Here is a 24,545-nt window from a genome sequence, read left to right on the forward strand (position 1 = left end):
ACCTTTTCGATTGTAATTTGAATCTATATTGATTATAATGATTCTATGATATTCTGTCATGTCACTTAATGGTATTCTAGTGACAAATATAGCTGCATATTGGGAGATACTATGAAAAATAATTTTACCTATGAATATATCCGCGATAATTTTAACCAGATCGTGTGCTGGAAAGTTGACGATAACCATTACTGGCCACATTTTCACAGCAGCATTGAAATTATATACGTAACTGCCGGGGAACTTAAGCTTACTCTTAATGGTCAGCTCTATGTTGTGAGGGAGAATAATTTTTTAATCATCCCCAGTTATTATATCCACAGCTATGCTACGGATACCTATTCCAGTGCATATATATTAATTATTCCCTTAGAAGCTATTCCTTCCTATAAAAACACTTTCTCAAAGAAGACCTTTGCCTCTTTATTATTAGAAAAGCCACCTTGTGAAGAGGAATTAAGCTATTGCCTGGAAGCTATCTGTAATATGACTAAAAACACAAAGCTTTCTACCCAGGAAACTGTTTTAAAGGGATACGTATATGTGTTTTTGGGACTCTTCATTAATCAGGTCGGACTGGTGGATATAGCCGATACTAAAATGATCTCCCTGGCTCAGGAAATCCTTATATACCTTCAGGAAAACTACCTCCTTCCTCTAAAACTGGAAGAAATCTCACAACATTTTGGTTACAGCAAAAGCCGCTTTTCCCATATATTCAATGAGTTTTTCGATTGCAAACTGATTGAATATATTAATGGACTCCGCTGCCGGCATGCCTTGACGATGCTCCGTGAGAAAAACACCACCATAACGGATATCGCTCTGGCTTCCGGTTTTGACAGCACCCGTACCTTTTACCGGGCCTTCCAGAAGTGTTTTGGCTGCACTCCCAACGAATCTTTAATAAAGTAATACAAATTCCTTAAATTTCGTTAATATATGTGTATTGCAAAAACTATATGCTATAATGGATTATGCAGAAGGAATAACCTCCTTTGGAGAGTCTTAATTAAATGGAGGATCATTGATGAAACACGTTGGAATTACCCTTGCAGCTATGACCCTTGCGGCAATACTCACAGTATCCGGCGGTTGTGCCAATAAGAGCACCTCCGTTGATAGTGTTTTGGATAAAATAGAAATGTCAGATAAAACTACTGAAACTGCCAAAGAAAATAACAAGACAGTAATAACACCAACAGCGAAAGAAACTTCCTCTCCTTCCAACATTAGTAATTTATATTCCGCTTACCAATATATTAATGGAGAGAAACAATATGGGTTTATTGATAGAAAAGGAACTTTTATTATACTACCCGGCTATTCAAGTGTTACTGACTTTAGTGACGGCTATGCCATTATTACCGGTTCTAAAGATTATAAAGTAATTGATAAACATGGTATTATTGTTTATGAACACAAAAAGTATGTATCTTCTTACAGCAATGGAGCTGCTGTATATTCAGAGGGTCATTCAAAATATGGTTATCTTGACACCAAAGGAAAGGTTATGCTAAAACCTGTTTATTACAAAGCAGACAGTTTTAAAAAAGATAATACTGCTTTTGTTTCTCTTTCAAAGGGAACTTATGCGCTTATCAATAAAAAAGGTACCGTAATTGGGAAATACCAACTGAATAAAAAGTATGATAATGTCATCACTTTTAAAGATGGATATATTATCTATAAGGATGATAAAACCAAACTGGAGGGCGTAATTAATTATAAGGGTGACGAGATATATAAACCTGAATTTAAATTTATTACCTATCTGGGTGATGATTTATTTGCAATAAAAGACCCTGCACTTGACGAACCTGGTATGTTAGATCCCTTCGCCCTGTATGATAATAAGGGCGGACAGCTTACGGATTATATTCTCTATGATTTAAGCAGTTTTCATGACGGCTATGCCTCGGCAACGAACAGTCAATATACTTATTTTATAGATACTGAGGGCAAGGAAGCACAAGAGTTTCCAAAGATAGAGGGCAGGGGCACTCTGACACTGATGGGGGATATCATAAAAGCAGAAATTGACGATGATCTTATTTATATGACCAAAGAGGGAACCGTAATCTGGCAGAATGACAGAACCCATTATCTTAAGTCATCTAAAACAGAACTTCTGGTAAAAGAGTTAAAGTTTAAACCTAATAAATTTGCCTATGTCTACTATCCCTATATTGAAGGTATCCCAAACTCCATTCAGGCTTCCGTTAACGGCAAGTTATATAAGCTTTTTACCGAAGGCAGGGCCGAGTTAAAAGAATCAAGCGGCTTATCCGTAACCGATACCTTTGATGCAGAACTGATTAATAATCTGCTGATAATTAACAAAAAAGGCTATGACGCCCCCTTGGGTGCCTCTCATGGTATACCGGTAGAAGAAACCTATCATATTGACATAAAGACCGGAGAATTTTACGACCTCAGCGATTTATTCCTAATGAAAAGCAACTATGAAGCTGAGCTTAATAAAATAATAGGGGCTATGATAGAAAATCATAATAAAAAAGAAGGTTTGGATTCACCCCAGTCTTCATTTAAAGGCATTAAGGAAGATCAAGCTTTTAAACTGACCAATGACGATTTAATTGTATACTTTTCCCCTTATGAACTAAAAGGCTATGGAGGTGGTTACCCGGAATTCAAGATACCTTTTGAACAGTTAACAAGTTTTATTGATTATGACGGCAGCTTATGGAACAGTTTTGGGGATACTGAAACAACTCCGACAAAACCAAATAAATAAATAAATAATAAACCATGTATCACCATTAAGGCGGATATATGGTTTTTTTATTATATTAATTTGATTCGAGTATCAAAAAAAAGTCTCTTCACATGTATTTTTTATATTCGCTCATATATCAAGACACAAAATTGACCTATGACACTCGAATCATTTTTTAAATGGAAAACAATTGATGCATTATCGAAAACCAAAATTTGACTGATATTTTATGTAAATTTTACCCTTCTTTAAAATTCTCCTGATTAATATAACTTAAAATGATATCGAAGAGATTTCCAGAATAGAAAAGGAGGCATATCTATGTACTTTTTTACACATCTTTTCCTATCAAAAAAGCTTTATAAACATTTCTTAGGAGAATTATCCCTGGATAAAAAGGCCTTTGCCTACGGCAATATTAAACCCGATATTTCACAGGGCTGTGTTCACAGTTCCCATACCCTTGAAAATTACTTATTTGCGGTAAATGAAAGGGCAAACCAGTTAATTGAAAAGGATTTGCCCGTAAAAGAATTTTCCGTTAATTTAGGGGAAATCTGCCACTATGTATGCGACTTCTTCTGTTATTATCATCTCAATGAGGAAATTTATAATAAGATGCTCCGTCACTTTTTCTATGAACTGCGTCTTCATTATGAGCTTTATAAAATACTTTTAAGACACAAGCTTACGCTCTCTTCTACCAGGAAAGAACCCCGTAAAAATATCTCTTCTATTGTTCTGGAAATGAGGAAGGAGTATTTTATGGAACCAAAAAGCTATAAGCGGGATATTGATTTTGCACTGCAGGCAGCAATCTGGACCTGTGAATCCATTCTGTTTTATATGAATTATCCTTCTGTATTAATAAAGGAGCCGGAACTTACCACTCAGTCTTTATTACCGGTTGAAGGAGGCCGAATATGAAAGTTGCGTTATTTGCCGATACCTATTTACCACAGATCAATGGTGTAACAAATACCCTGGGCAGGCTTACAGCCTACTACGAATCCTCTGGTGTCGATTATAAAATATTTGCACCGAAATATGATACGGAACAAATGGATGAAAATATCGAACGGTACTACAGTTTAAAATTCTTTTTATATCCGGAATCAAGAATTACGTTTCCCAATCTGTTCCGGCTCACCGGTTCACTGGAGGAATTCAAACCGGATCTGATACATCTTATGACAGAATGCAACATGGGCATTGCAGGTTTACATTATGGCAAAAAACATGGAATTCCAACCATCTCAAATTATACGACGAACTTCTCCCAATATACCAATTATTATAAACTTAACTTCTTAGAACAGGCCATCTGGAATTATATGAAATGGTTTCACACCCAGAATGATATTACTCTCTGCCCCTCCGCTGCCACACAGGAATTACTAAGAGACCATGGCATTTATAATACAGATATCTTTTCCAGAGGCATTGATTTTGAAAACTTTAATCCTATGTACCGGAATCCAGAATTCAGAAAAAGCTTAGGAATTGATAATAAAACCGTATTCCTGTATGTTGGCAGGATTTCCGTAGAAAAAGATCTTGATATATTAAGTGAAAGCTATAAAAAGATACAGAGTCTTTATCCGGAACAGACTGCTCTGATTATTACAGGCGATGGCCCCTTTATGAAAAAGTGCAAAAGTTTATTTCCTGAGGATACCATTTACACTGGCTTTAAAAAAGGAAGGGAACTGGCGGAGATTTATGCCTCCAGTGATATCTTTATCTGCCCTTCTTCTACCGAAACCTTTGGAAATGTTGTATTGGAAGCGATGGCTTCCGGACTCTGCGTAATCGGTGCTGATGCCGGAGGTGTAGGTGAAATCATTACCCACCAGGTTACTGGGCTAAAATTCCCTCCCCGCAATCAGGTTGAACTTACAAAAGCTATGAGTGAACTTTTAACAAATAGGGATTTACAGAATATCCTACGTAAAAATGGCCGCAGTTATGGAATGAACCAGTCCTGGAATAAGATTTTTGACGGCCTTATGGAAATCTATCACAATATATTAAGTAAGAGAGGGATAAGCATCCAAAGTGCTTAAGGTTACCTTATGATACCCAAAATAGCAAACAGTAGCAACATACGCACAATCTTAAAAGGCAGAATTCCCGGGCAGGTCATTATACAATATACCAATAGCTGCAATGCGACCTGCCCCCAATGCAGTATGAGAAAGACAGAGCCCCTTAACCGGGTTAAATTAGAGGAAACAGAAGTCCGTAAAATCATTGAATCCGCTGCCAGGCAGAAAATACAAGCCCTATCCTTTACCGGAGGAGAACCCTTTCTCTATCAGGAACAGCTTATTTCCTTAATCCAGTACGCCTCCGACCTTGGAATTCCTTATATACGAACAGGTACCAACGGATTTATGTTTGCTAATACGGAAAGCAACAATTATGTTGATAAAATAGAACGTTTTGCAGAACGGCTATCCAGGACGAATCTGCGCAATTTCTGGATCAGCATAGATTCCTCCGACCCAAAGACCCACGAAGAAATGAGGGGATTAAAGGGTGTTATCAGCGGAATTGAAAAGGCGCTGCCCATCTTTCACCAGTACGGCATCTATCCTGCTGCGAATTTAGGTATCAACCGATATACCGGCGGCAAGGATAAAATTCCTTATGCCATGGCGGATAAGGATGAATTCTATGATGCTTTTAAAACAGCCTTTGAGGGTTTTTATGAGTTTGTAATAAATTTAGGATTTACCATGGTGAATGCCTGCTATCCCATGAGTTTTGGCGGTGATGGAAGTTCTTCAATGAAGGCTGTTTACGGTGCTGTCTCAGATAGTGACCTCATTACCTTTACCAAGGAGGAAAAGATACAGTTGTTTCGGGCGTTAATGGACACCATTCCGACATACCGGAGTAAAATACGTATTTTCACTCCTTTAGTATCCTTGTATTCCTTAATCCAACAGTTTGGGGGTAAGGATAACTTTTCTTATCCCTGCAGAGGCGGCATTGATTTTTTCTATATTAATGCCAAAGACGGCAACACCTATCCCTGTGGTTACCGCGGTGATGAAACTATGGGAAAGTTCATTGATCTGGATGTAGCAGCTTTAAGGAGTAAACCTTTTTGCAAAGCCTGCGACTGGGAGTGCTTCCGTGACCCATCCGAGCTGATTGGCTATGTAATTCATTCCTTACATAATCCTATCCGTTACCTGACCAATGGGAGCAAAGATTCCTTATACCGCCATTTATGGAAAGAAGACATTAAATATTATGAATTATGTGAGTATTTTGATGGTAGAAAGGCTATGAAAACAACCTAAAACCATATGTTATTTTGTCTTCTTTTGAACAATCGATAGCCATATATTATTTTTATCTTCTTGTGAATTTACGAATCATAATACAGTATCTGCAATTCATATGGTATATAAAGCCAGGGATAATCTATGGGAACTATCTGCTAGTCCCAGGATTATCCCCAATTAGGAGACCATATGAAAGCACTTTGTAAATTGATTAAGCATCACGGAGGAATTGTCTGTCTCATTGCCTATCTTTTGACCTGGTTTCTCTTTGGCTATTATTACTGTTATATTGCCAATATTTCAGGTGGTGAAGCCTTTGTCTTTCAGGAGGATATCCTGCTGCAGACCAAAAACACGGAATTTCAGAGAATACTAAATATTCGCATTAACAGTAATATTACCAAGGAATTATTTAAAAACTACGACAAAAGCTTCATTCTTATGAAAATGAAAAATAAAGACAGTCCCTTTATTACCTTTAACTTATCCCCCTCCGGTATAAAACCCATCGGAGTCGCCTGGGCAGATTATTATATTGCAAAATGGAGGGCCGAAGGATTTAATTATTGCAGTGCAGATATACTGGCTAAACATCAAGTAATTCTAAATAATACCAGGTATGCCAAAATCCTGTTCAGTGTTTACAATATCCAGGCGGATACCCTTAGCAGTACTGCAAACAAAGAACCCTTTTATCTTCCCGGAATTTATTCCATGTTAATTAAGAGGCAGCGTGATTTTTATATTTGGGTTAGTGAAAATGAATTCAATTTATTAAACAAACACTGGAATTTTACGGGTAATGACAATAAATTTGCTTCTCTGGATTACGGTAAATTCTTTCTATCCAATTCCATTAATTTTCTCGACAATGCCATTGATATCATTTATTCTTATGAAACCCAAAGCCGGTTTAAATATCCTCTGGTGGATTTTTTGTATTTTAGTGCGGTTACCATCACTACTCTGGGCTATGGGGATATTCTGCCTAATTCTTCTTTGGTTCGGGGGTTGGTTATGTCTGAGTCGATTATTGGGGCTATAATTCTTGCTATTTCCATTTGTTTTTTATATGACAGGATTAAAACCAGGAGGGTTACGTGAGAGGAGTTACAGGAATTACTGCAGCTTTCGCTCGAATTTTTTCCATAATAGATAGATCCAGAGTATGGATACCACTATTCCAAGGATTATATTACTCCGTGACTGGCTGATTGCGTATCTGGCTATCCAAAAGGAGGGTAATGGGGTTAACAGGTATTGGGATTTACCAGTTAGAAAGAAAGGGGCAGGGATTCCAAGGGTTAGGATTCCTGTTAATTTGGTTACTGCCATGCCCTCTACCTTATTGGTTGATAAGGCTATGGTCATTAAGGCTGTTATGAGTCCGGACAGAGATGCCAGGATAGATATACCAATTTGCATACTGGCTGGAATTGTAGTCAGGGAAAATAATTTCTGACTTATTAAAGTGATGCACAAGGCTATCATCATTGGGATTCCCATACGGGATATAAGGTAGCCGGTTTTGCCTAAAGGAGTTACTGCAAGATATCTTGATATACGGTCATCTATTTCTCCCAGTATAACCATAGCGGATATAAAGCAATACATAAGGGGAGTCATCACAGCCAGAAATAAGTCAAAGATAAGGTAATACGGGGCTAAAATGGCAGGTTGGTTAAATTGTACGGTTAGTAATTTTTCGGCATATGGAATACCAAAACGGATGAAAAACCCTATGAGGAGGGGGGCCAATACAGCCATAAAGAGCATGGCATCCTTGGTTATCTGGGTTAGGAATTGCTTAAATGTTATAAGTAATATCTTACTTTTTATAAAGGTCATAACTTTACACCTCCAGCTTCCAAAAACATCTTCTTAATAATTCGGTTTGTGAAATAATACAAGATTCCTATCCAGACCAATAGTATTAGAAATAAGGGCAGCAGCTCCTGACGATTTCCTTCCAGCAAACGGATTATAATACATCCTGGATGAAGCAATACTATCTTGTTGTCAAACCCAGCCAGGTATGCCATAGCCGGAATAAATACAACCAGTTCAATGGGTATGGTTGCCAGTAAAAACTGATTCAGACTGGATATTTTTGCTGCTGCCATCAGCCCGGTTAAAGAAAATATTACAGAACCCAAAAATGTCCCTGCTGCTGTTACAGCAATTTCTTTACCACCAGTAGCAGCTGTTATCAAAATTCCTACTATCGTTGAGATAATTCCCAGGGACAGCACCTTAGAAATTATATATTCCGAAACTTTAACCGGCGATACAGCCAGGGACTCCATTACTCTTTGACTCTTCTCAAGCAGGATGATTGCTCCCATAAAGAATAACCCCATTGCAGCCGGATCGGAAAATATCATAACGGATGCAGCAGTTTCTCTAAATGCCACAGGGATTATCTGGAGCAGGCAGATATAAAATACTGTTAATACAGCATAAACAAAATAGAACCCATATTTAAACTGAAAGTTCACATCTCCCAGTATCAGATTTTTTATTCTCATTGCAGCACTCTCCCTGTCACTTCCATAAAAATGTCATTTAAAGTCGGTTCACTGCTGTGTATTGATAGTATCCTATTATTCAAAAGCAGTTCGGACAGAACCTTATCTGAACCGGTCTTACTTAAATAGCACTCTCCGCTTTTTTCTAATCCGTCATAATATGTGTACTGGATCTTTGCAGCACCTTTTCTCATTATTAAGTTATGAGGAGTATCCAGTGCCTTAACTTTTCCATCGGTAATGAAAGCAACCCTGTCACAAAGTTCAGTGGCATCGGCCATATTGTGGGTAGTCAATATAATGGTTTTTCCTCTCTTTTTTTCATTCAAAATGATATTTTTCATATCTCTTGCATTAGAGGGATCAAGCCCGCTGGTCGGTTCATCTAAAAATAAAATATCCGGGTCATGTAGGAGGGCCTTGATAAAATTCAAACGCGATTTCATTCCTTTGGAATAATCGGATACCTTTTTATCACTATCCTGTGATAAACCTACTAACTCAAATAGTTCCTCCAGATTTCTCAATTTCTTAGCATACAAAGAACCAAAAAACATCATATTTTGCTTTGCAGTTAGTTTTTCATATAAACTCGGAAATTCGAAATCAACTCCGATATTCTCATAAAAGTTGTCCTTATGATGCCTGCTTTCAGTCCCATTAACTAAGGCCTTACCTTGATAATTTGTGATTAATCCGGTTAAAATCTTCTGCAGTGTACTTTTCCCAGCACCGGATGGCCCCAAAAACCCGAAGATTTCTCCTTTGCCCACTTGAAAATTAATATTTTCAAGAAACGGCTTATTGCTATAACTGAAATACAAATTCTCTACCTGAATCATTACTTGCTCCTGTCCGCCTCTTCTGCAAGGCTTTTTAATCTTCCATCAGCTGAATGACAATGCCGCGGATCATCAGCCGCAGCGATTCTTCGAATACTTCTTTACCAATCTCACGTTTATATAATAATGTGAGAAATATCCCTCTTAAGGCCCCGCTGAAGGTTTCTACATTCTTATATCTTGCTTGTGGGATAAGGGCTATGAACTGTTCCATGCTAAAATCATCCTGCTTAAGGTGTTCTAAAACTATCTCATCCGGTAATTTTCTCATGATTAACTCCATATCTCCATTGGTCATAATCTGCAAAAGATATGTCTGATCAATTCTTTTAATAATCCTGAATATTAAATCCGTCAGCTGATCTTTGCCTATATCGCCTGACAGACTGGATATCTCTTTTAATAATTGAGATTGCAGCTCATTGTGCAAATCTTTAATTGCATCAAACAGCAGCAGCTCTTTGGATTCATAAAAAAGATAAAAAGTTCCTTTTGGTATATTCACCCTTTTAACCAGTTCATCTACGGTGGTCTTTTTCACACCGTAGATCATCAGGCATTCGTTGGCCGCTTCCTTTAATTGCTTTGTTATTTGTTCTTTTTCTTTATCGGAATACATTTTTGGCATTATGATCTCCTTCGATACTATTTGACTATATTTATCTTTTTAGTCATTATAGGCTTTTATATGTCCGATGTCAAGTATCAAAATAATAAAATCAAGCTTTCCAAAATTACCTACCAAGCTGATTTTATTAAATCTTCTACACTAACATAACTGTGATCTTTACAATAAATAAATATATTTATATTAAAAACACTTGATAAAATCAGCCTTGATTCCTGTTTGAAAACTGATTTTATCAAGTATAGAATTACGATGCAAAGACATCCTTATTTTTCAATCCTTTTTTTATCCGGATTACAATCTGGCAAATCCGTCTTGGCAAGTTGTGCAAGTTTTAGTAAATAGTAGCACTCTTCCCTTGCCATATGGTCTGCCATCAAAGGCATTAACGTACCCAATAATCGGCCGGTCAAGCGCATATAAAGAATCTCTTCCAAAAGTTCTTTAAAGGGAATCATCGTCTTATTAACCTGTTCATTTAAACGCTCTAGGGCTGGGAAATCATCTGTCCCTGAACGCAAATAACCATCTATCTGGACAGATTTCATAAATAAATCCGTGAACTCTTTTTCATACCAGTTGGTCTCTGTAATCATATCTTTTTCAACTTCATCCAGACTAGCTGCTACACCGGCCGCATGCCCAACTGCATCATTGAGCCACAGAAGATGATAATGTATGGGATGGAACAGCGGATTTTTTCCTTCGGAAACCGCTGCAAGTATCAGTAGATATTCTTCCAGTTCGTTTACCATATGATTAAAAAAAGAGGTCGTTAAATGTGTTATTAATTCAGCTGTTAAAGTAAGTGACAGTAATTTTAATTTAAACTTCCTGAACTCATATGTAACCTCATAAGCCTTCTGGTTCAACTGATCCAGTTCTGATTGGGAAAGCTGCTCGTTTACTTTATCCAGTAAATCATCAAAAATATCTATAAACTGCCTTGCCTGCTTTATCGCATCTGTTTCATTCGGTCCAAGACTATAATATATAAACCTTGCATGATCTCCCATGATCTGAAGCCAGAACCGGTGTTCAAATATAACTTCTTTTGTAAATAAAATATTTACCACTTCATACCCCACACTTAATTTTTTTGTAATAGTATATGGCCGGCTATGACAGAATATAATTATTATTTGAAATAATATACGAAAAACAATCTTCAACCTTCAACCGCAAATTTTCAAACATCAAACTTTCAAACTTTCGTCAAGTCTTTCATCAAACTTTTCAAACTTTCAACACAAACTTCAACACAAACTTCTTTCATCAAGTCTTTCATCAAACTTTTCAAACTTTCACACAAACTTTTACACAAACTTTCAAACAAACTTTCAAACATTCCCTTGACCTAGAGTTATCTCTAGGATATATAATCAGATATGGGATTCCATCGGATTGCCATTTCTTTAAAACTCTATTCACTGTAGAAAAGGTATCAGTGGTTATTATGCAGGTTTGATTTGGCAAAGGAGAGACCTCAACACCTCCCACGGTAATCTATAGTATATCCATTGTCACATTGGTAACTATAACAGAATAATTAAATGAAGCTCAACACTCATATAACAATTGTGACTGAGCAAAACGAAAGGAATGAAGATTATTATGAAAACAATTAGTATGTCAAATGGAGCAGTCCTTGCTTCAGAAATATCCTTAGGTTGTATGAGAATATCAGATATGTCTGACAAAGACGCAGCTACTTTAATCCAGACAGCATTAGATGAAGGCATCAATTTCTTTGACCACGCTGATATCTATGGCGGAGGTAAATCAGAGGAGGTATTTAGTAGGGCAGTAAAACTTAATAAAATCAAGCGTGAAGATCTGATTATCCAAACCAAATGCGGTATTCGTCCGGGTTTTTTTGATTTTTCAAAAGAACATATATTAGAATCTGTTGATAACAGCTTAAAACGCTTGAATACAGATTATATCGATGTTTTACTTCTCCATAGACCGGATACTTTAGTAGAACCCGAAGAAGTTGCTGAAGCTTTTGACCGTTTACTTAGCAGCGGAAAAGTCCGAAACTTCGGAGTAAGCAATCAAAATCCCATGCAGATGGAATTACTGAGTCACTATTTGAATCAAAAAATAATTGCTAACCAGCTGCAACTAAGTATTACCAATACAGGCATGATTGATGCAGGTTTTAATGTTAATATGCAGATTGATCCTTCTATCGTCAGAGATGGTAGTGTTCTTGATTACTGCCGTTTAAAGAATATTACCATTCAGGCCTGGTCACCTTTCCAATACGGTTTCTTTGAAGGGGTTTTCTTAAATAATGATAAATTCCCGGAACTTAATAAAAAAATAGATGAACTTGCAGAAGCTAAGGGCGTAACTAATTCTGCCATTGCTGTTGCCTGGATTTTAAGGCATCCGGCAAAAATCCAGACCATAGCCGGTACCACCAATGCCGGACGTTTGAAAGATATCTGCAAGGCTTCCGATATTGAATTAACCAGACAGGAATGGTACGAAGTATACAGAGCCGCAGGGAATAAACTGCCGTAACTCCTCCAAACCTAAAACAGTACACTATATATCTATAAAAAAGCAATGCCCTGATGAAATGATAGCTAGGAACGGGTATTGCTTTTTTATGCTTCGATTTCCTTATCTGGTTCCGAATTTTTTACGATAACCGCATTTCCTGCATAGTTCCTCAACCGCCTGTCGATTGGTAAATCCGTTATAAAGAGCTGCTGCCCTATTACTTTCTATAATTTTTGAAAACTCAGTTTCATGAATATTACCTAATTCGATTATGCCTTCCCCATCAAGACAACAGGGAATGACCGTACCGTCAACTAAGATGGCTGCCTGATTTCGTAATCCATGACAAAAACCTATACCCTCATCTTCCGGTTCCCCCAGACCAGGCCAGGTAAATTCATGGTCCTGGTTAAGATATAATCTTTCCCCAAGTTTAATTCCTCTTGCTGAAATAACCACATCCTGAATCTGATATGGAAGGTTAAATTCCTGCTCTAGGACAGTCAGTATTTCCCGGTTTTTGTTATTGGTTAAATTAATCTGGTTATCCCTCTCCAAATTCCAAAGTCTTAAAGATATAATAATATTTGTCTTCTTTCTTGCTTCTTTTATGAAAGAAATTATATTTTCCATATAAGCAGCTTTATGATTCATGTTCTGGTTACCATCAAAACTGTGAAGGGAAATATTAATCTGTCTTAAAGAAGGTTTATCCAGTAACAGATCCTTTACTTTAGAGATAAGGGTTCCATTGGTTGTAATATTAACTTTAAACCCTTTTTGATAACTGATATCCAAAAATTTATCCAGTTCCGGATGCAGTAGCGGCTCACCCTTTACATGAAAATACAGAAACTCTGCATATGGCTTTATTTGATCTAATATTTTATGAAAGTCATCTATCTTCATAAACTCAGCCTCACGCCCGGTTACCGGACAAAAACTGCAGGCCAGATTACATACATTGGTTATTTCAATATAAAACTTTTTAAATTTTCTCAAACTGCTCTCCTTATATTCTTACACTGTTATGAGATTAGAGTAACAAATCTGGACAGGAATATCAACTGATAAGATTTTAAGTTCCATCCTGACTCAGCTTCCAAAGATTTCTTTACTCTAATTCAGCTATTACTAACTTAGGTTTATTTACTAAAACCTTCAGATTCATATTAATTCAGAAATCTATGTCATAAAGAAAGCTAAATTGGGGTATATTACCTGATGACTTGTTTATTGTATTGCAAGCCTTAGTATATTTCAACTACGGGGTGATTGATATGTTTACGGATAAAAGATTGACTGAAGCTTACAAACATGCAAAAGTCGAATACTTCGACGAGAATTCCAAATATATATTTTTCAGTGACTGTCACAGAGGTGATGATAGTGTCTCCGATGAATTTGCAAGAAATCAGATTCTATTCCTGCGTGCTTTGGAATATTATAACCGGAATAAATATACTTATGTAGAAGTAGGGGACGGAGACGAGCTTTGGGAATATCCGGATTTTAAGGTAATCCGTTTAGCCCACAGCGATGTTTTTTTAGGTCTTAAGAAATTTGCCGATGATAACCGGATGCGTATTATTTATGGTAACCATAATATTTACTTAAAAAATAAACATTATGTAAAAAATAATTATTATAATTATTATGACGAGTATAATCAAAATAAACAGGACCTTTTTAAAGGTATTATTCCACACGAAGCCATGGTACTTAAAAATAAAGCAACCGGTCAGGAAATTTTTATTGTCCACGGACACCAGGGCGATCTTATGAATGACCAGTTATGGGTAATATCCATGTTCATGCTGCGATACTTCTGGCGCTATCTCCATGTAGTAGGCTTCCATAACCCGGCAAGCCCTGCCAAGAATCTTTATAAAAGACACAAGATAGAAAAAACCTATAAACGCTGGATCAGAAATCACAAACGGATGCTCATCTGCGGCCACACCCACCGCCCCAGATTTCCTAAATCTGCAGAACTTCCCTACTTTAACACCGGCTGCAGTATTCACACCAAAGGCATAACCGGCATCGAAATAATCGGCGGCAAAATTTTAATGGTAGACTGGCGGATTCGGACTGATGATAATGGGGGCCTAGAAATTGTACGAACAGTTATGAGAGGTCCTGAAGATATTGAAAAATATACGCTTAAAAATTATCCTTATTGATGAAAGATTGAGGGACTTCGCAGAACACAACCTTGCATTAAGCAAAACGAAGTATACTACGCTGTGAAGGATATCTAAACCAAGACTCCTTCACAGCGTAGATTACTGATTTCAGCAATGTTCCAATCAGGTTCTCAGAGATGTCAAGCTGTAAAGTTTCCCTCTACATAAAATTTTTATAATCTTCAAAATTATCTGCTAACAGCCTTGGAGTATCAAGTCCATAGGGACAGTGATTCTTGCAGTGATCACAATGGATACAGTCTTTTATCTTCTTCATTTTTTCTTTCCAGGAATCATTTAAATAAACCGAAGTCGGAGCACGTCTTATCATAAGACTCATTCTGGCAGAGGTGGGTATGTCAATATCTGCGGGACATGGCAGGCAGTAACCGCAGCCACGGCAGAAATCTTTTCCTAACTCGGCAGTATCTTTTTTTATGACAGATTGTAAGGACTCGTTTAAAACCGGAGGATTTTTGTCATAAGCAATAAATTCATCCAGTTCCCTCTCTCTTTGGATGCCCCAGATAGGAAGTACATTGTCAAATTTTTCTAGATATGCATAGGCAGCTGAGGAATTGGTGATTAATCCACCGGATAAAGCTTTCATGGCGATAAATCCAATGCCCTTTGTCTTGCATAGGTTGACCAGTTCTATCTCCTTTTCAGTTGCCAGATAACTAAAGGGAAATTGGATCGTTTCATATAATCCTGACTCTGCGGCTTCCATGGCAACAGCCAGTCTGTGGTTTGTAATTCCAATATGCCGTATCAGCCCTTTTTCTTTTGCTTCAACCATAGCTTCATATAAACCAGTACCATCAGAAGGCTTTGGACAAAACGATGGGTTGTGGAACTGGTAAATATCCAGATAATCCGTATTTAATTTACCAAGAGAGATAGTAAGCTGTTCCCAGAACCCTTCTGCCGTTTCCGACATGGTTTTGGAGGCAATAATAATATTATCCCGAACTCCGTTTAGCGCATAGCCGATTTTCTCTTCACTATCGGTATAAAATCTGGCGGTATCATAAAAATTGATACCATTATTATATGCCTTTACTAATAATTCCTTTGCTTCTTCTTTGGAAATCCGCTGAATCGGCAAGGCACCAAATCCATTCTTATTAACAGTCAGACCTGTATTTCCCAATATAATTTGACTCATATATACACCACCGCATATCACAAGTTTTGCTTGCGAAAAATCTTATGTGGTACCCTTTCTATTATTTATATTTTCTTTTTATACATTTCCTTTTTTTACATTTTCTTTTATTTATATACTCTTTTATTTATTCCCGTAACGATGCCACTTCTAAGGCATCAAAACCTGTGTTAAAAATCCTTAGCACTTGCCAGGATGCTTTTATCTATGTACTGAATTCTTTCGTCAGTTTCTTAATCCAATCATAACGGTTTACCTTAACAACTGCTACCGCACATTTTAATATCTGATCGCATTTAAGGCAAAGGAATACAACCCAGGTTGGTGCTCCAATTACAAACGCCATAAACATGGAAAGTGGTATTACGATTAACCATACGAATATGATATCATTAATAAGTACAAAATGGGTCGCCCCTCCGGCTCTTACAATTCCGGTAAGGGTTGACATCTGATAAGCCGTTCCGACTACTGTTACGGCTAGTACAGTCATGAGGGCTCTGGCTGTTTCAATCGTTTCTCCAGATACATTATAGAGCAATAAAACATAATCCTTTATTACAAATAACACAATTCCGGTAATAACACCTCCTGCCAGAAAAACAGCCTGAAGCTTATGCGAATACTCTTTGATTTTAGAAATGTCTCCCTCTCCGACTGCATTCCCCACAATAACGCCAGATGCACAGGCGATACCATAAACACCTACGCTAACAACGGAAAATATGGTATTAGCAATACTTACGGCAGCTATGGAGTCAGCTCCTAGCCTGCCGACAATCCCGCCCTGGACTGCTAAATTGATTCCCCATAAGATGTCCCCTAAAATAATAGGAAATCCATACCGAAAAAAATCTTTTACCAATACAAAGTTGGTATTAAGAATATCGGCCAAACCTATGGATAGTTTCTTATCCTTGAATCTGATATATATAATAAAACAGCAGAATTCCACAATCCTTGCTATTAACGTCGCTACAGCCGCTCCTTTTATCCCCATTGCCGGTGCCCCAAGGTTTCCAAAAATAAATACCCAGTTTAAGGTAACATTTAGAAAAAAAGAAACCAGGGAAAGATATAGCCCTACCTTTACCGTGCCAACACATCGAAGGGATGCATTTAAAACATTACTGATACAGAATAAGAAGTAGGTAAAACAGATTATTCTGGCATAACTGACTGCTTCCTTTATTACCTCTGTATCATTTGTAAATAAACTTAATAACTGATTGGTAAAAAAGTACACCAGGATAAAAAATAGAAAGGAACATACTACTGCAATCTTTAATGCAATTCCAATGATACTCTTTACACTTTCCTTATCCTTCTTTCCCCAATACTGGGCGGCTAACACAATAAGTGCAGTCCCAATACCGGATACTAACATCTGTAATATTATCTGTATCTGATTACACAGATAAACCCCTGAAATAGCCAGTTCTCCTAAAGAACCTACCATGACATTATCCGTTAGACCGACCGCATAAGTGATAATATTTTGTAATGCAATCGGTACGGCTAGAATAAACAAACCCTTATAAAAAGCTCGATCAGCCATACAAACTTAGACCTTCCCTCATTATTCTTATTCCTGTAACAAAAGATTCTTAATATACTCAAGACTTATTTTAAGATCATAATAGCTGTCCCGCTCATAAGCCAGGTCATGGTCCGCCAGCAGCCACTGGGGTTTGCAGTTAAGGATTGATTTCATCAGCGCCGGTATATTAAGAATGCCATAGCCTACCGGACGGAATTCAAAGAAGCTATGCTCTTTATCCCCTTTCCTGTCTTCTAATTCCAATACATTACCAATCTTAAGAGTATCCTTTGCATAGTAATCTTTCAGATGAATAATCTTACACCGCTCACTGTATTTATCGAGAAAATACTCAGGCTTTGCACCGCCGATTGCCATCCAGCCTAAATCCGGTTCAAAAGCCAGATTCTCTGCCGGAACCTGATCTAAAATCTCTTCGAGAAAATACGTTCCGTTTGTTTTATATACTAACTCTTTGTCATGATTGTGATATAAAAGAGTAATTCCCTGCTCCAGGCAACACCTTCCAATATAGTTTACATCTGCAATATATTGCTCTGTCAAGGCTTTGTCCGGGAATTTTTCTTTGGGAAGTCCGCCAATCGTGATATAGTTACAACCAATTACTTTATGAACCTGAATCGTACCTTTTATATCCTTTTTAAAATCATAATAATCTACATGATTACCGATAGCTATTAGTCCAAGCTCATCCATCTTATTACGGATATCCTCCGGTTTTTTCCCAAAGAACCCCAGAAATTCAATCCCTTCAAAACCCAAACTCTTTAATTTCTCCAATACAGAGAAAAGATCTTTTTTACATTCTTCCCTGAGAATATATAAGGGTGCTGCAATCTTAATATTTTTCATAAAAACGTACCGCCTTTTACAGAGATTTGTTATTCTATCCAATGTAACAAGCATATACGTATCGAAAGTACAAGTCAATAAGTACAGGGAAACTATATAATATAATACATTACAAAGCTTAACTTTTCCATATACCTTGTTTTCTTATTGACCACTCCTTGTTTTTTTTTAATATACTAAAAATGTTAGTATTAACTTTTCATTATTATGATAAAAAACTTTTCCTGTGGGCAACATAAAATAGGAGGTGAACAAGATGAAAGTAAAAGAAATTATGTCAAAAGACATTGCAAGTGTAAGTTCAGAAGATTCTATTGAACGAGCCGCCCAATTAATGAAACAGTATGATGTAGGTTCCATTCCGGTCTGCAGCCAGGATAAAGTAATTGGTATTGTTACCGACAGAGATATTACCTTAAGATCCGTAGCATCCGGCCAGGATACAAAACATCAGAAAGTAAGTGATATTATGACTATGGATCCGGCTTTGGGAAGCCCCGATATGAATGTGGATGACGCTGCCAGAATTATGAGTGAAAGACAAATCCGCAGGCTTCCAATTGTAGAGAACAATAGTCTGGTTGGAATAGTAGCACTTGGTGATATCTCCCTTGAGCCTAAACTATCAGATAATGCGGAAGAAGCATTAAAGGATATTTCTAAGCCAAATAATACTTTTTAGCTATATTAAAAAGACTACTATCCTGCTGTTGTAATCAGTCAATTTATAACCAGCCTCTACTTTACTGTATTACAAAGGCAGGATAACAGTTAATCAACTGATACCGATTTAAACTCTAAGGTATACCAGTTACATATCTTCGGCTATAGAACCTTTGTTTGTTTGATGTGCTATAGAACTTTCGTTTGTTTGATGTTGACAGAACACCTGTTATGTTATAATATCAATCATATAGAATTACTATGATAATAATTATGACAGAAACATCCCGTCATCATAAGGCAGAAAGGTGGATATCAATGGATATACAAGAAAAATATGATTTACTAAAGGAAAACTTAAAAAAACTGGGAAGTGTTGCTGTTGCATTTTCAGGGGGTGTAGATTCAACATTTCTCTTAAAAACAGCATATGATGTTTTAGGACATAATGTTCTTGCTGTGACAGCCCGTTCCTCTACATATCCGGAAAGAGAGTATAAAGAAGCAAAAGATTTTACAGATAAATATGGAATTATACATGAAATAATCGTATCCGAAGAACTTGAGGTAGAAGGTTTCTCCGATAACCCAAAAAACCGCTGTTATTTATGTAAAAACGAACTCTTTGATAAAATCGGAGATATAGCAGCAAAGCACGGAATTCACTATGTGGCGGAAGGCTCCAACCATGACGACCTAGGGGATTACCGTCCAGGTCTTCAGGCTATCTCTGAACATGGTGTTATTAGTCCTTTAAGAGCAGTCGAGCTAACAAAAGATGAGATCCGCAGCTTATCCAAGGATTTAGGTCTTCCCACCTGGAATAAACAGTCCTTTGCCTGTCTTTCCTCCAGATTCCCTTACGGACAGAAAATTACAAAAGAAAAGCTTGAAATGGTTGATAAAGCCGAACAACTCTTAATAGATGAAGGGTTTCGGCAGGTACGTGTAAGACACCATGGCGATATTGCACGAATCGAAGTGTCCCCTGCAGAAATTAATAAATTCTTTGATTTGGATTATATGAAACATATCAGTGATTCTTTTAAGTCTTTTGGCTTTGCCTATACCGCTCTTGACTTAAAAGGATACCGCACTGGCAGCATGAATGAAACCTTAAAATTGTAATAAAAAGAGTATGTATTTTTAACAGTTTATCCTACCCTCCGAGGTTCATTTTTCCTCAGGAGGGGTTTTTGATTAGGGAACGTTTTTAGTAGAGATCTATTTTTAGACTTCCTTACTAAATCACCTCGTATAATATCCTACTAACTTTATACGCCTTACTCATTTTGCACTTATTATAGTTCTGTTTTTTCTTTATTTCAATTATTTTAATCCTCCTTTTATTCTATTAATAAAATTCATTTACTTTCCGTTGTATATAGTCTAGAATAACTTGATAAGATAACAAAAAGCTTTTTGATATAACAGATTAATTGAATAATCACTATAAAGGATGGATTTTTATGAATATACTAATTACCGCCGGAGGTACAACAGAGCACATTGACAGGGTCAGAAGTATAACCAATACCTCCACCGGAATGCTTGGGAGTCTTATCGCAAGAGCCTTTGCTAATTTAGAAGGGATAGATAAAATATACTATATCTGTGGAAAAAAAGCCATATTACCACAAATTGAAAAAGCAGAAATTATCTATGTTGATACGGTGGCAAGCCTTGAAACTGCCATAAAAAAATTAATCCGAGAAATTTCCTTTGATATTATTGTGCATAGCATGGCGGTAAGCGATTACCGTGTTAAATCAGTCACAAGTGCTTCCCTCCTTGCTGACTCCATAAAATCTAAAATCAATTCAGGACCCGATTTCGCTCAACCATTGACAGAGGAATCTGCTCTTTCTCTGGTTGCAAATCCTGAGACACTTATGCAGGAGGATGGTAAAATCAGCTCCAGTATAAATGATTTAATATTATACATGGAAAAAACGCCGAAAATTATATCTCTGTTCCAAACGCTTACACCAGCTTCAACACTGGTAGGCTTTAAATTGCTGGATCATGTAAGTGCTGAAACTTTGATTGATACCGCCTATACCCTTTTGCAGTGTAACAAATGCAGCTTTGTCCTTGCTAATGATTTACGCGATATTACCGGGGAACAGCATATCGGATATCTGGTAGATGAGAACAAAAACTATACCCGGTTTACAACCAAGGCAGAAATAGCGGATGCCATTGCCGCCGCTGCCCTTCAAAAAAGGAGAAAAATCCGATGAAAGAAATTATGTTAGGTATCACCGGCAGTATTGCTGCATACAAAGCAGCAGATATTGCTAATCAGCTTACTAAGAGCAAGGTCTTGGTCCATACTATTATGACAGTCTCCGGAGCTAAATTTATAACACCTCTGACCCTGCAAACCCTGACGAAAAACAAAGTATATACCGATATGTTTGAGGAAATCTTTTATCCGGATGTCCGCCACATTTCCCTGGCCCAAAAGGCAGACTGCTGCGTTATCGCACCGGCCACAGCTAATATAATTGGAAAACTAGCTTCGGGAATTGCAGATGATATGCTTTCCACAGTTGTCATGGCTGTACGGAATAAACCGGTTATTATCTGCCCTGCTATGAATACGGCAATGTATGAAAATCCCATAACCCAGAATAATATAGAAAAACTAAAATCCTACGGCTATTTATTCGTAGAACCGAAAGAAGCTCTGTTAGCCTGTGGTGACTTAGGTAAAGGTGCTCTTGCTGATGTGGAAACCATAGTTTCTTATATTAAAAAAATACTGCAAATCGAATAGGGACTAATATTCAACTTTCCTGCCGGATGATACTCCGGATAAAACTTACAAAAGAGATTGGAGATAGACGTAAAATGGATGCCATCAGTATTGAACCTATCAATATTAATGAAATAAACGGTTTTAAAATTGGTCAGGTACAGGATGTTAAAGCCGCAACCGGGTGTACAGTTATTATTTGCGAAAAAAGAGCCGTATGCGGTGTGGATGTCAGGGGCGGCTCTCCGGGAACAAGAGATACGGATGCATTAAATCCTGTTAACAACAGAAAAGAAGTACACGCCATAACTCTGGCCGGTGGCAGTACCTTTGGTCTGGATGCGGCAGGCGGTGTCATGCGTTTTCTGGAGGAGCGGAAAATCGGGCGGGATGTGGGACTAACTGTTGTTCCCAATGTATGCGCTGCTATCCTGTTTGACTTAAAAATTGGCGATTATAAAATACGTCCTGATGCACAGATGGGTTACTGTGCCTGCATGGATGCATTTTCAGGCACAGTTTTTCAAAGCGGTAATTATGGTGCTGGAACTGGTGCGACGGTGGGAACTACCTGCGGCAAAGAACGGGCAATGAAAGGCGGAATCGGCAGTTCTGCTTTTCACTATAACGATCTGGTCGTGGGGGCTGTCATTGCAGTAAATTGTGTAGGTGATGTTTGTGCGCCTGATACAGGTGAAACTTTGGCCGGAATAAGAACTCCAGATGGCAGCCGGTTTGCAGGCAGTGAATCGGTAATTCTTGAACGCTATAAAAGTAAAGAGGATTTATTCAGCGGAAACACCATAATTGGAACAATTCTGACCAATGCCAGATTAAATAAAGACCAGGCTACAAAGCTTGCCGCTCTTGGACAGAATGGTATCGCAAGAACAGTAAGACCGACTCATACTATTTTTGACGGAGATACCCTGTTTGCCATGTGTACCGGAGAAGTTAACGCTTCCCTGGATGCGGTGGGAATCCTGGCCTGCAAAGCCGTGGAACAAGCTATATTGAACGGAATCAAAAATGCGGAATCCTTTGATGGTTATCCGTCTTCAAAGGATTTAAACATTTGAAAAAATATAAACCAATAAATATGAAAAAATAAAACCAATAAATTTGAAAAAATAAAATCTTGTTAATTTATAGAAAATAGTATATAATAATTAAATAATGTGAAAACAGTGTTGATAAAAGCTGCGATTTATAATTTTCTTCAGAGAGCCGGTGGTTGGTGTGAACCGGTGAAAGGTTAAATCTTTCCACTTTTGGAGCTGCCGGTGATAAACCGGAAGGTTAGTACCCTCTATCCTACTATTATCGAGTGGCTGATTTCATTTTTTAATCAGCAATTTGGGTGGCAACGCGGAATTCTTTCGTCCCATATTTTTATATGCGGTGAAAGGATTTTTTTTTGACTCCTTTACCGCCAAATATTTTCAGGAGGAAAAAATTATGTTAGATTTAAAATTTGTAAGGGAAAATCCCGAACTTGTAAAACAAAATATCCGTAATAAATTTCAGGATAGCAAACTTGCTCTGGTGGACGAAGTTATCGCACTGGATGTAGACAGCAGGAATGCAAAGCAGGAAGCCGATACGCTTCGTTCCGAACGTAATAAAGTATCAAAACAAATCGGCGGCCTAATGGCTCAGGGTAAAAAAGAAGAAGCCGAAGCTTTGAAAAAACAGATTACCCTGGATACAGAACATTTGGCAGAACTGGAAGTAAAGGAAAGTGAACTGGAAGAAAAAATCAAAAAAATTATGATGACCATTCCAAATATTATTGATCCTTCCGTTCCCATTGGTAAAGATGATAGTGAGAACGTGGAAGTAAAACGTTATGGTGAACCTGCCGTTCCGGATTTTGATATTCCCTATCACACAGAAATCATGGAGAAATTAAACGGTATTGATTTAGACAGTGCCAGAAAAGTAGCCGGTAACGGTTTTTATTATCTGATGGGTGATATTGCAAGACTTCATTCCGCTGTCATATCTTATGCCAGAGATTTTATGATTGACCGGGGTTTTACCTACTGTATCCCTCCCTATATGATCCGCAGCGATGTGGTCACTGGTGTTATGAGCTTTGCCGAAATGGATGCCATGATGTATAAAATCGAAGGGGAAGATTTATATTTGATCGGAACCAGCGAACATTCCATGATCGGTAAATTTATCGATACTATCGTTCCTGAAACTTCCCTGCCACAGACCTTAACCAGCTACTCTCCCTGCTTTAGAAAGGAAAAAGGAGCACATGGTCTGGAGGAAAGAGGTGTATACCGTATCCACCAATTCGAAAAACAGGAAATGATCGTGGTATGTAAACCGGAAGACAGCATGTTCTGGTTTGATAAATTATGGGAGAATACCGTAGACCTTTTCCGTTCCCTGGATATTCCGGTAAGAACCTTAGAATGCTGTTCCGGTGACCTGGCGGATTTAAAAGTAAAATCCATCGATGTGGAAGCCTGGTCTCCAAGACAGAAAAAATATTTTGAAGTAGGCAGCTGCTCTAACTTAGGTGATGCACAGGCACGTCGTCTTAAAATCCGTGTCGTAGGAGAAGGCGGCAAGTACTTTGCACACACCTTAAACAACACTGTAGTGGCTCCTCCCAGAATGTTAATTGCATTCCTTGAAAATAACTTAAACGAGGACGGTTCCATTAATATTCCTAAGGCATTACAGCCATATATGGGCGGAAAGACTGTTATTAAATAATATAATTTAAGACATCAATTTTTATTTCTAGAATCTATAAGTACTCCCAGTATGAGCAGAGCCG

Annotated in this window: 23 protein-coding genes and 1 other annotated feature; of the genes, 14 read left to right on the forward strand and 9 right to left on the reverse strand. The window is 37.6% G+C overall.

Features of this window, described 5'->3' with window-relative positions:
• Positions 1–111 precede the first annotated feature (111 nt).
• The 6 genes from QA584_RS17685 (at position 112) to QA584_RS17710 (ending at position 7,143) form a co-directional block, all read left to right on the forward strand.
• A complete protein-coding gene (locus QA584_RS17685; RefSeq protein WP_278270414.1) occupies positions 112–915 on the forward strand; it encodes an AraC family transcriptional regulator in 804 nt (267 codons plus the stop codon).
• Positions 916–1,030: 115 nt separating this feature from the next.
• Positions 1,031–2,758, forward strand: coding sequence for a WG repeat-containing protein (locus tag QA584_RS17690; RefSeq protein WP_278270415.1), 1,728 nt, complete (start codon positions 1,031–1,033; stop codon positions 2,756–2,758).
• A gap of 303 nt (positions 2,759–3,061) precedes the next feature.
• Positions 3,062–3,667: a zinc dependent phospholipase C family protein gene (locus tag QA584_RS17695; protein ID WP_278270416.1), complete on the forward strand. Its 606-nt coding sequence runs from the start codon at positions 3,062–3,064 to the stop codon at positions 3,665–3,667.
• Entirely contained in the window at positions 3,664–4,806 is a 1,143-nt protein-coding gene (locus tag QA584_RS17700) for a glycosyltransferase family 4 protein (protein WP_278270417.1), read from the forward strand. Before QA584_RS17695 ends, QA584_RS17700 begins: the two co-directional genes overlap by 4 nt.
• Positions 4,807–4,815: 9 nt before the next feature.
• Entirely contained in the window at positions 4,816–6,054 is a 1,239-nt protein-coding gene (locus QA584_RS17705; protein ID WP_278270418.1) for a radical SAM protein, read from the forward strand.
• A 174-nt stretch (positions 6,055–6,228) separates the two neighbouring features.
• Entirely contained in the window at positions 6,229–7,143 is a 915-nt protein-coding gene (locus tag QA584_RS17710; protein ID WP_278270419.1) for a potassium channel family protein, read from the forward strand.
• Positions 7,144–7,158: 15 nt separating this feature from the next.
• Here the strand turns inward: QA584_RS17710 and QA584_RS17715 are convergent, their stop codons facing one another.
• The 5 genes from QA584_RS17715 to QA584_RS17735 form a co-directional block, all read right to left on the reverse strand.
• Positions 7,159–7,887 carry an ABC transporter permease gene (locus tag QA584_RS17715; RefSeq protein WP_278270420.1) on the reverse strand — a complete coding sequence of 243 codons (729 nt, stop codon included), beginning with the start codon at positions 7,885–7,887 and terminating at the stop codon, positions 7,159–7,161.
• Entirely contained in the window at positions 7,884–8,567 is a 684-nt protein-coding gene (locus QA584_RS17720) for a fluoroquinolone export ABC transporter permease subunit (RefSeq protein WP_278270421.1), read from the reverse strand. Before QA584_RS17720 ends, QA584_RS17715 begins: the two co-directional genes overlap by 4 nt.
• Positions 8,564–9,409 (reverse strand): ABC transporter ATP-binding protein, encoded by an 846-nt coding sequence (locus QA584_RS17725; RefSeq protein ID WP_278270422.1) that lies wholly within the window; start codon positions 9,407–9,409, stop codon positions 8,564–8,566. Before QA584_RS17725 ends, QA584_RS17720 begins: the two co-directional genes overlap by 4 nt.
• A 34-nt stretch (positions 9,410–9,443) precedes the next feature.
• The gene (locus QA584_RS17730; RefSeq protein ID WP_278270423.1) at positions 9,444–10,037 is read right to left on the reverse strand and encodes a TetR/AcrR family transcriptional regulator; all 594 of its coding nucleotides are present in this window, start codon (positions 10,035–10,037) and stop codon (positions 9,444–9,446) included.
• 266 nt (positions 10,038–10,303) lie between these two features.
• On the reverse strand, positions 10,304–11,113 hold the full coding sequence (locus QA584_RS17735; RefSeq protein ID WP_278270424.1) for a DUF2935 domain-containing protein: 810 nt from the start codon (positions 11,111–11,113) through the stop codon (positions 10,304–10,306).
• Positions 11,114–11,651: 538 nt separating this feature from the next.
• On the opposite strand from QA584_RS17735, the gene QA584_RS17740 reads away from it, so the two are divergent.
• The gene (locus QA584_RS17740) at positions 11,652–12,569 is read left to right on the forward strand and encodes an aldo/keto reductase (RefSeq protein WP_278270425.1); all 918 of its coding nucleotides are present in this window, start codon (positions 11,652–11,654) and stop codon (positions 12,567–12,569) included.
• 102 nt (positions 12,570–12,671) lie between these two features.
• Here the strand turns inward: QA584_RS17740 and QA584_RS17745 are convergent, their stop codons facing one another.
• Entirely contained in the window at positions 12,672–13,553 is an 882-nt protein-coding gene (locus tag QA584_RS17745; protein ID WP_278270426.1) for a radical SAM/SPASM domain-containing protein, read from the reverse strand.
• Positions 13,554–13,831: 278 nt separating this feature from the next.
• On the opposite strand from QA584_RS17745, the gene QA584_RS17750 reads away from it, so the two are divergent.
• The gene (locus QA584_RS17750) at positions 13,832–14,737 is read left to right on the forward strand and encodes a metallophosphoesterase (RefSeq protein WP_278270427.1); all 906 of its coding nucleotides are present in this window, start codon (positions 13,832–13,834) and stop codon (positions 14,735–14,737) included.
• Positions 14,738–14,900: 163 nt separating this feature from the next.
• Here QA584_RS17750 and QA584_RS17755 read toward each other — a convergent pair whose 3' ends face one another.
• The 3 genes from QA584_RS17755 to QA584_RS17765 form a co-directional block, all read right to left on the reverse strand.
• Positions 14,901–15,908 (reverse strand): aldo/keto reductase, encoded by a 1,008-nt coding sequence (locus tag QA584_RS17755; RefSeq protein ID WP_278270428.1) that lies wholly within the window; start codon positions 15,906–15,908, stop codon positions 14,901–14,903.
• 205 nt (positions 15,909–16,113) lie between these two features.
• A complete protein-coding gene (locus tag QA584_RS17760; protein WP_278270429.1) occupies positions 16,114–17,466 on the reverse strand; it encodes an MATE family efflux transporter in 1,353 nt (450 codons plus the stop codon).
• A 27-nt stretch (positions 17,467–17,493) separates the two neighbouring features.
• Entirely contained in the window at positions 17,494–18,321 is an 828-nt protein-coding gene (locus tag QA584_RS17765; RefSeq protein WP_278270430.1) for a sugar phosphate isomerase/epimerase family protein, read from the reverse strand.
• Between the two features lie 256 nt (positions 18,322–18,577).
• On the opposite strand from QA584_RS17765, the gene QA584_RS17770 reads away from it, so the two are divergent.
• From QA584_RS17770 to serS, 6 genes are all read left to right on the forward strand, one after another.
• Positions 18,578–19,003, forward strand: coding sequence for a CBS domain-containing protein (locus QA584_RS17770; protein ID WP_278270431.1), 426 nt, complete (start codon positions 18,578–18,580; stop codon positions 19,001–19,003).
• A gap of 299 nt (positions 19,004–19,302) precedes the next feature.
• The gene (gene larE, locus QA584_RS17775) at positions 19,303–20,112 is read left to right on the forward strand and encodes an ATP-dependent sacrificial sulfur transferase LarE (protein WP_278270432.1); all 810 of its coding nucleotides are present in this window, start codon (positions 19,303–19,305) and stop codon (positions 20,110–20,112) included.
• Positions 20,113–20,453: 341 nt separating this feature from the next.
• Positions 20,454–21,227, forward strand: coding sequence for a phosphopantothenoylcysteine decarboxylase domain-containing protein (locus QA584_RS17780; protein WP_278270433.1), 774 nt, complete (start codon positions 20,454–20,456; stop codon positions 21,225–21,227).
• A complete protein-coding gene (locus QA584_RS17785) occupies positions 21,224–21,766 on the forward strand; it encodes a flavoprotein (RefSeq protein ID WP_278270434.1) in 543 nt (180 codons plus the stop codon). The genes QA584_RS17780 and QA584_RS17785 overlap by 4 nt, the downstream gene beginning before the upstream one ends.
• Before the next feature lie 74 nt (positions 21,767–21,840).
• Positions 21,841–22,824, forward strand: coding sequence for a P1 family peptidase (locus QA584_RS17790; RefSeq protein ID WP_331487668.1), 984 nt, complete (start codon positions 21,841–21,843; stop codon positions 22,822–22,824).
• A gap of 102 nt (positions 22,825–22,926) precedes the next feature.
• Positions 22,927–23,135, forward strand: a binding site (T-box leader).
• A gap of 68 nt (positions 23,136–23,203) precedes the next feature.
• Positions 23,204–24,481 (forward strand): serine--tRNA ligase, encoded by a 1,278-nt coding sequence (gene serS / locus QA584_RS17795; RefSeq protein ID WP_278270435.1) that lies wholly within the window; start codon positions 23,204–23,206, stop codon positions 24,479–24,481.
• Positions 24,482–24,545: the final 64 nt, after the last annotated feature.

This window comes from Anaerocolumna sp. AGMB13025 (assembly GCF_029689925.1).
GTDB lineage: Bacteria > Bacillota > Clostridia > Lachnospirales > Lachnospiraceae > Anaerocolumna.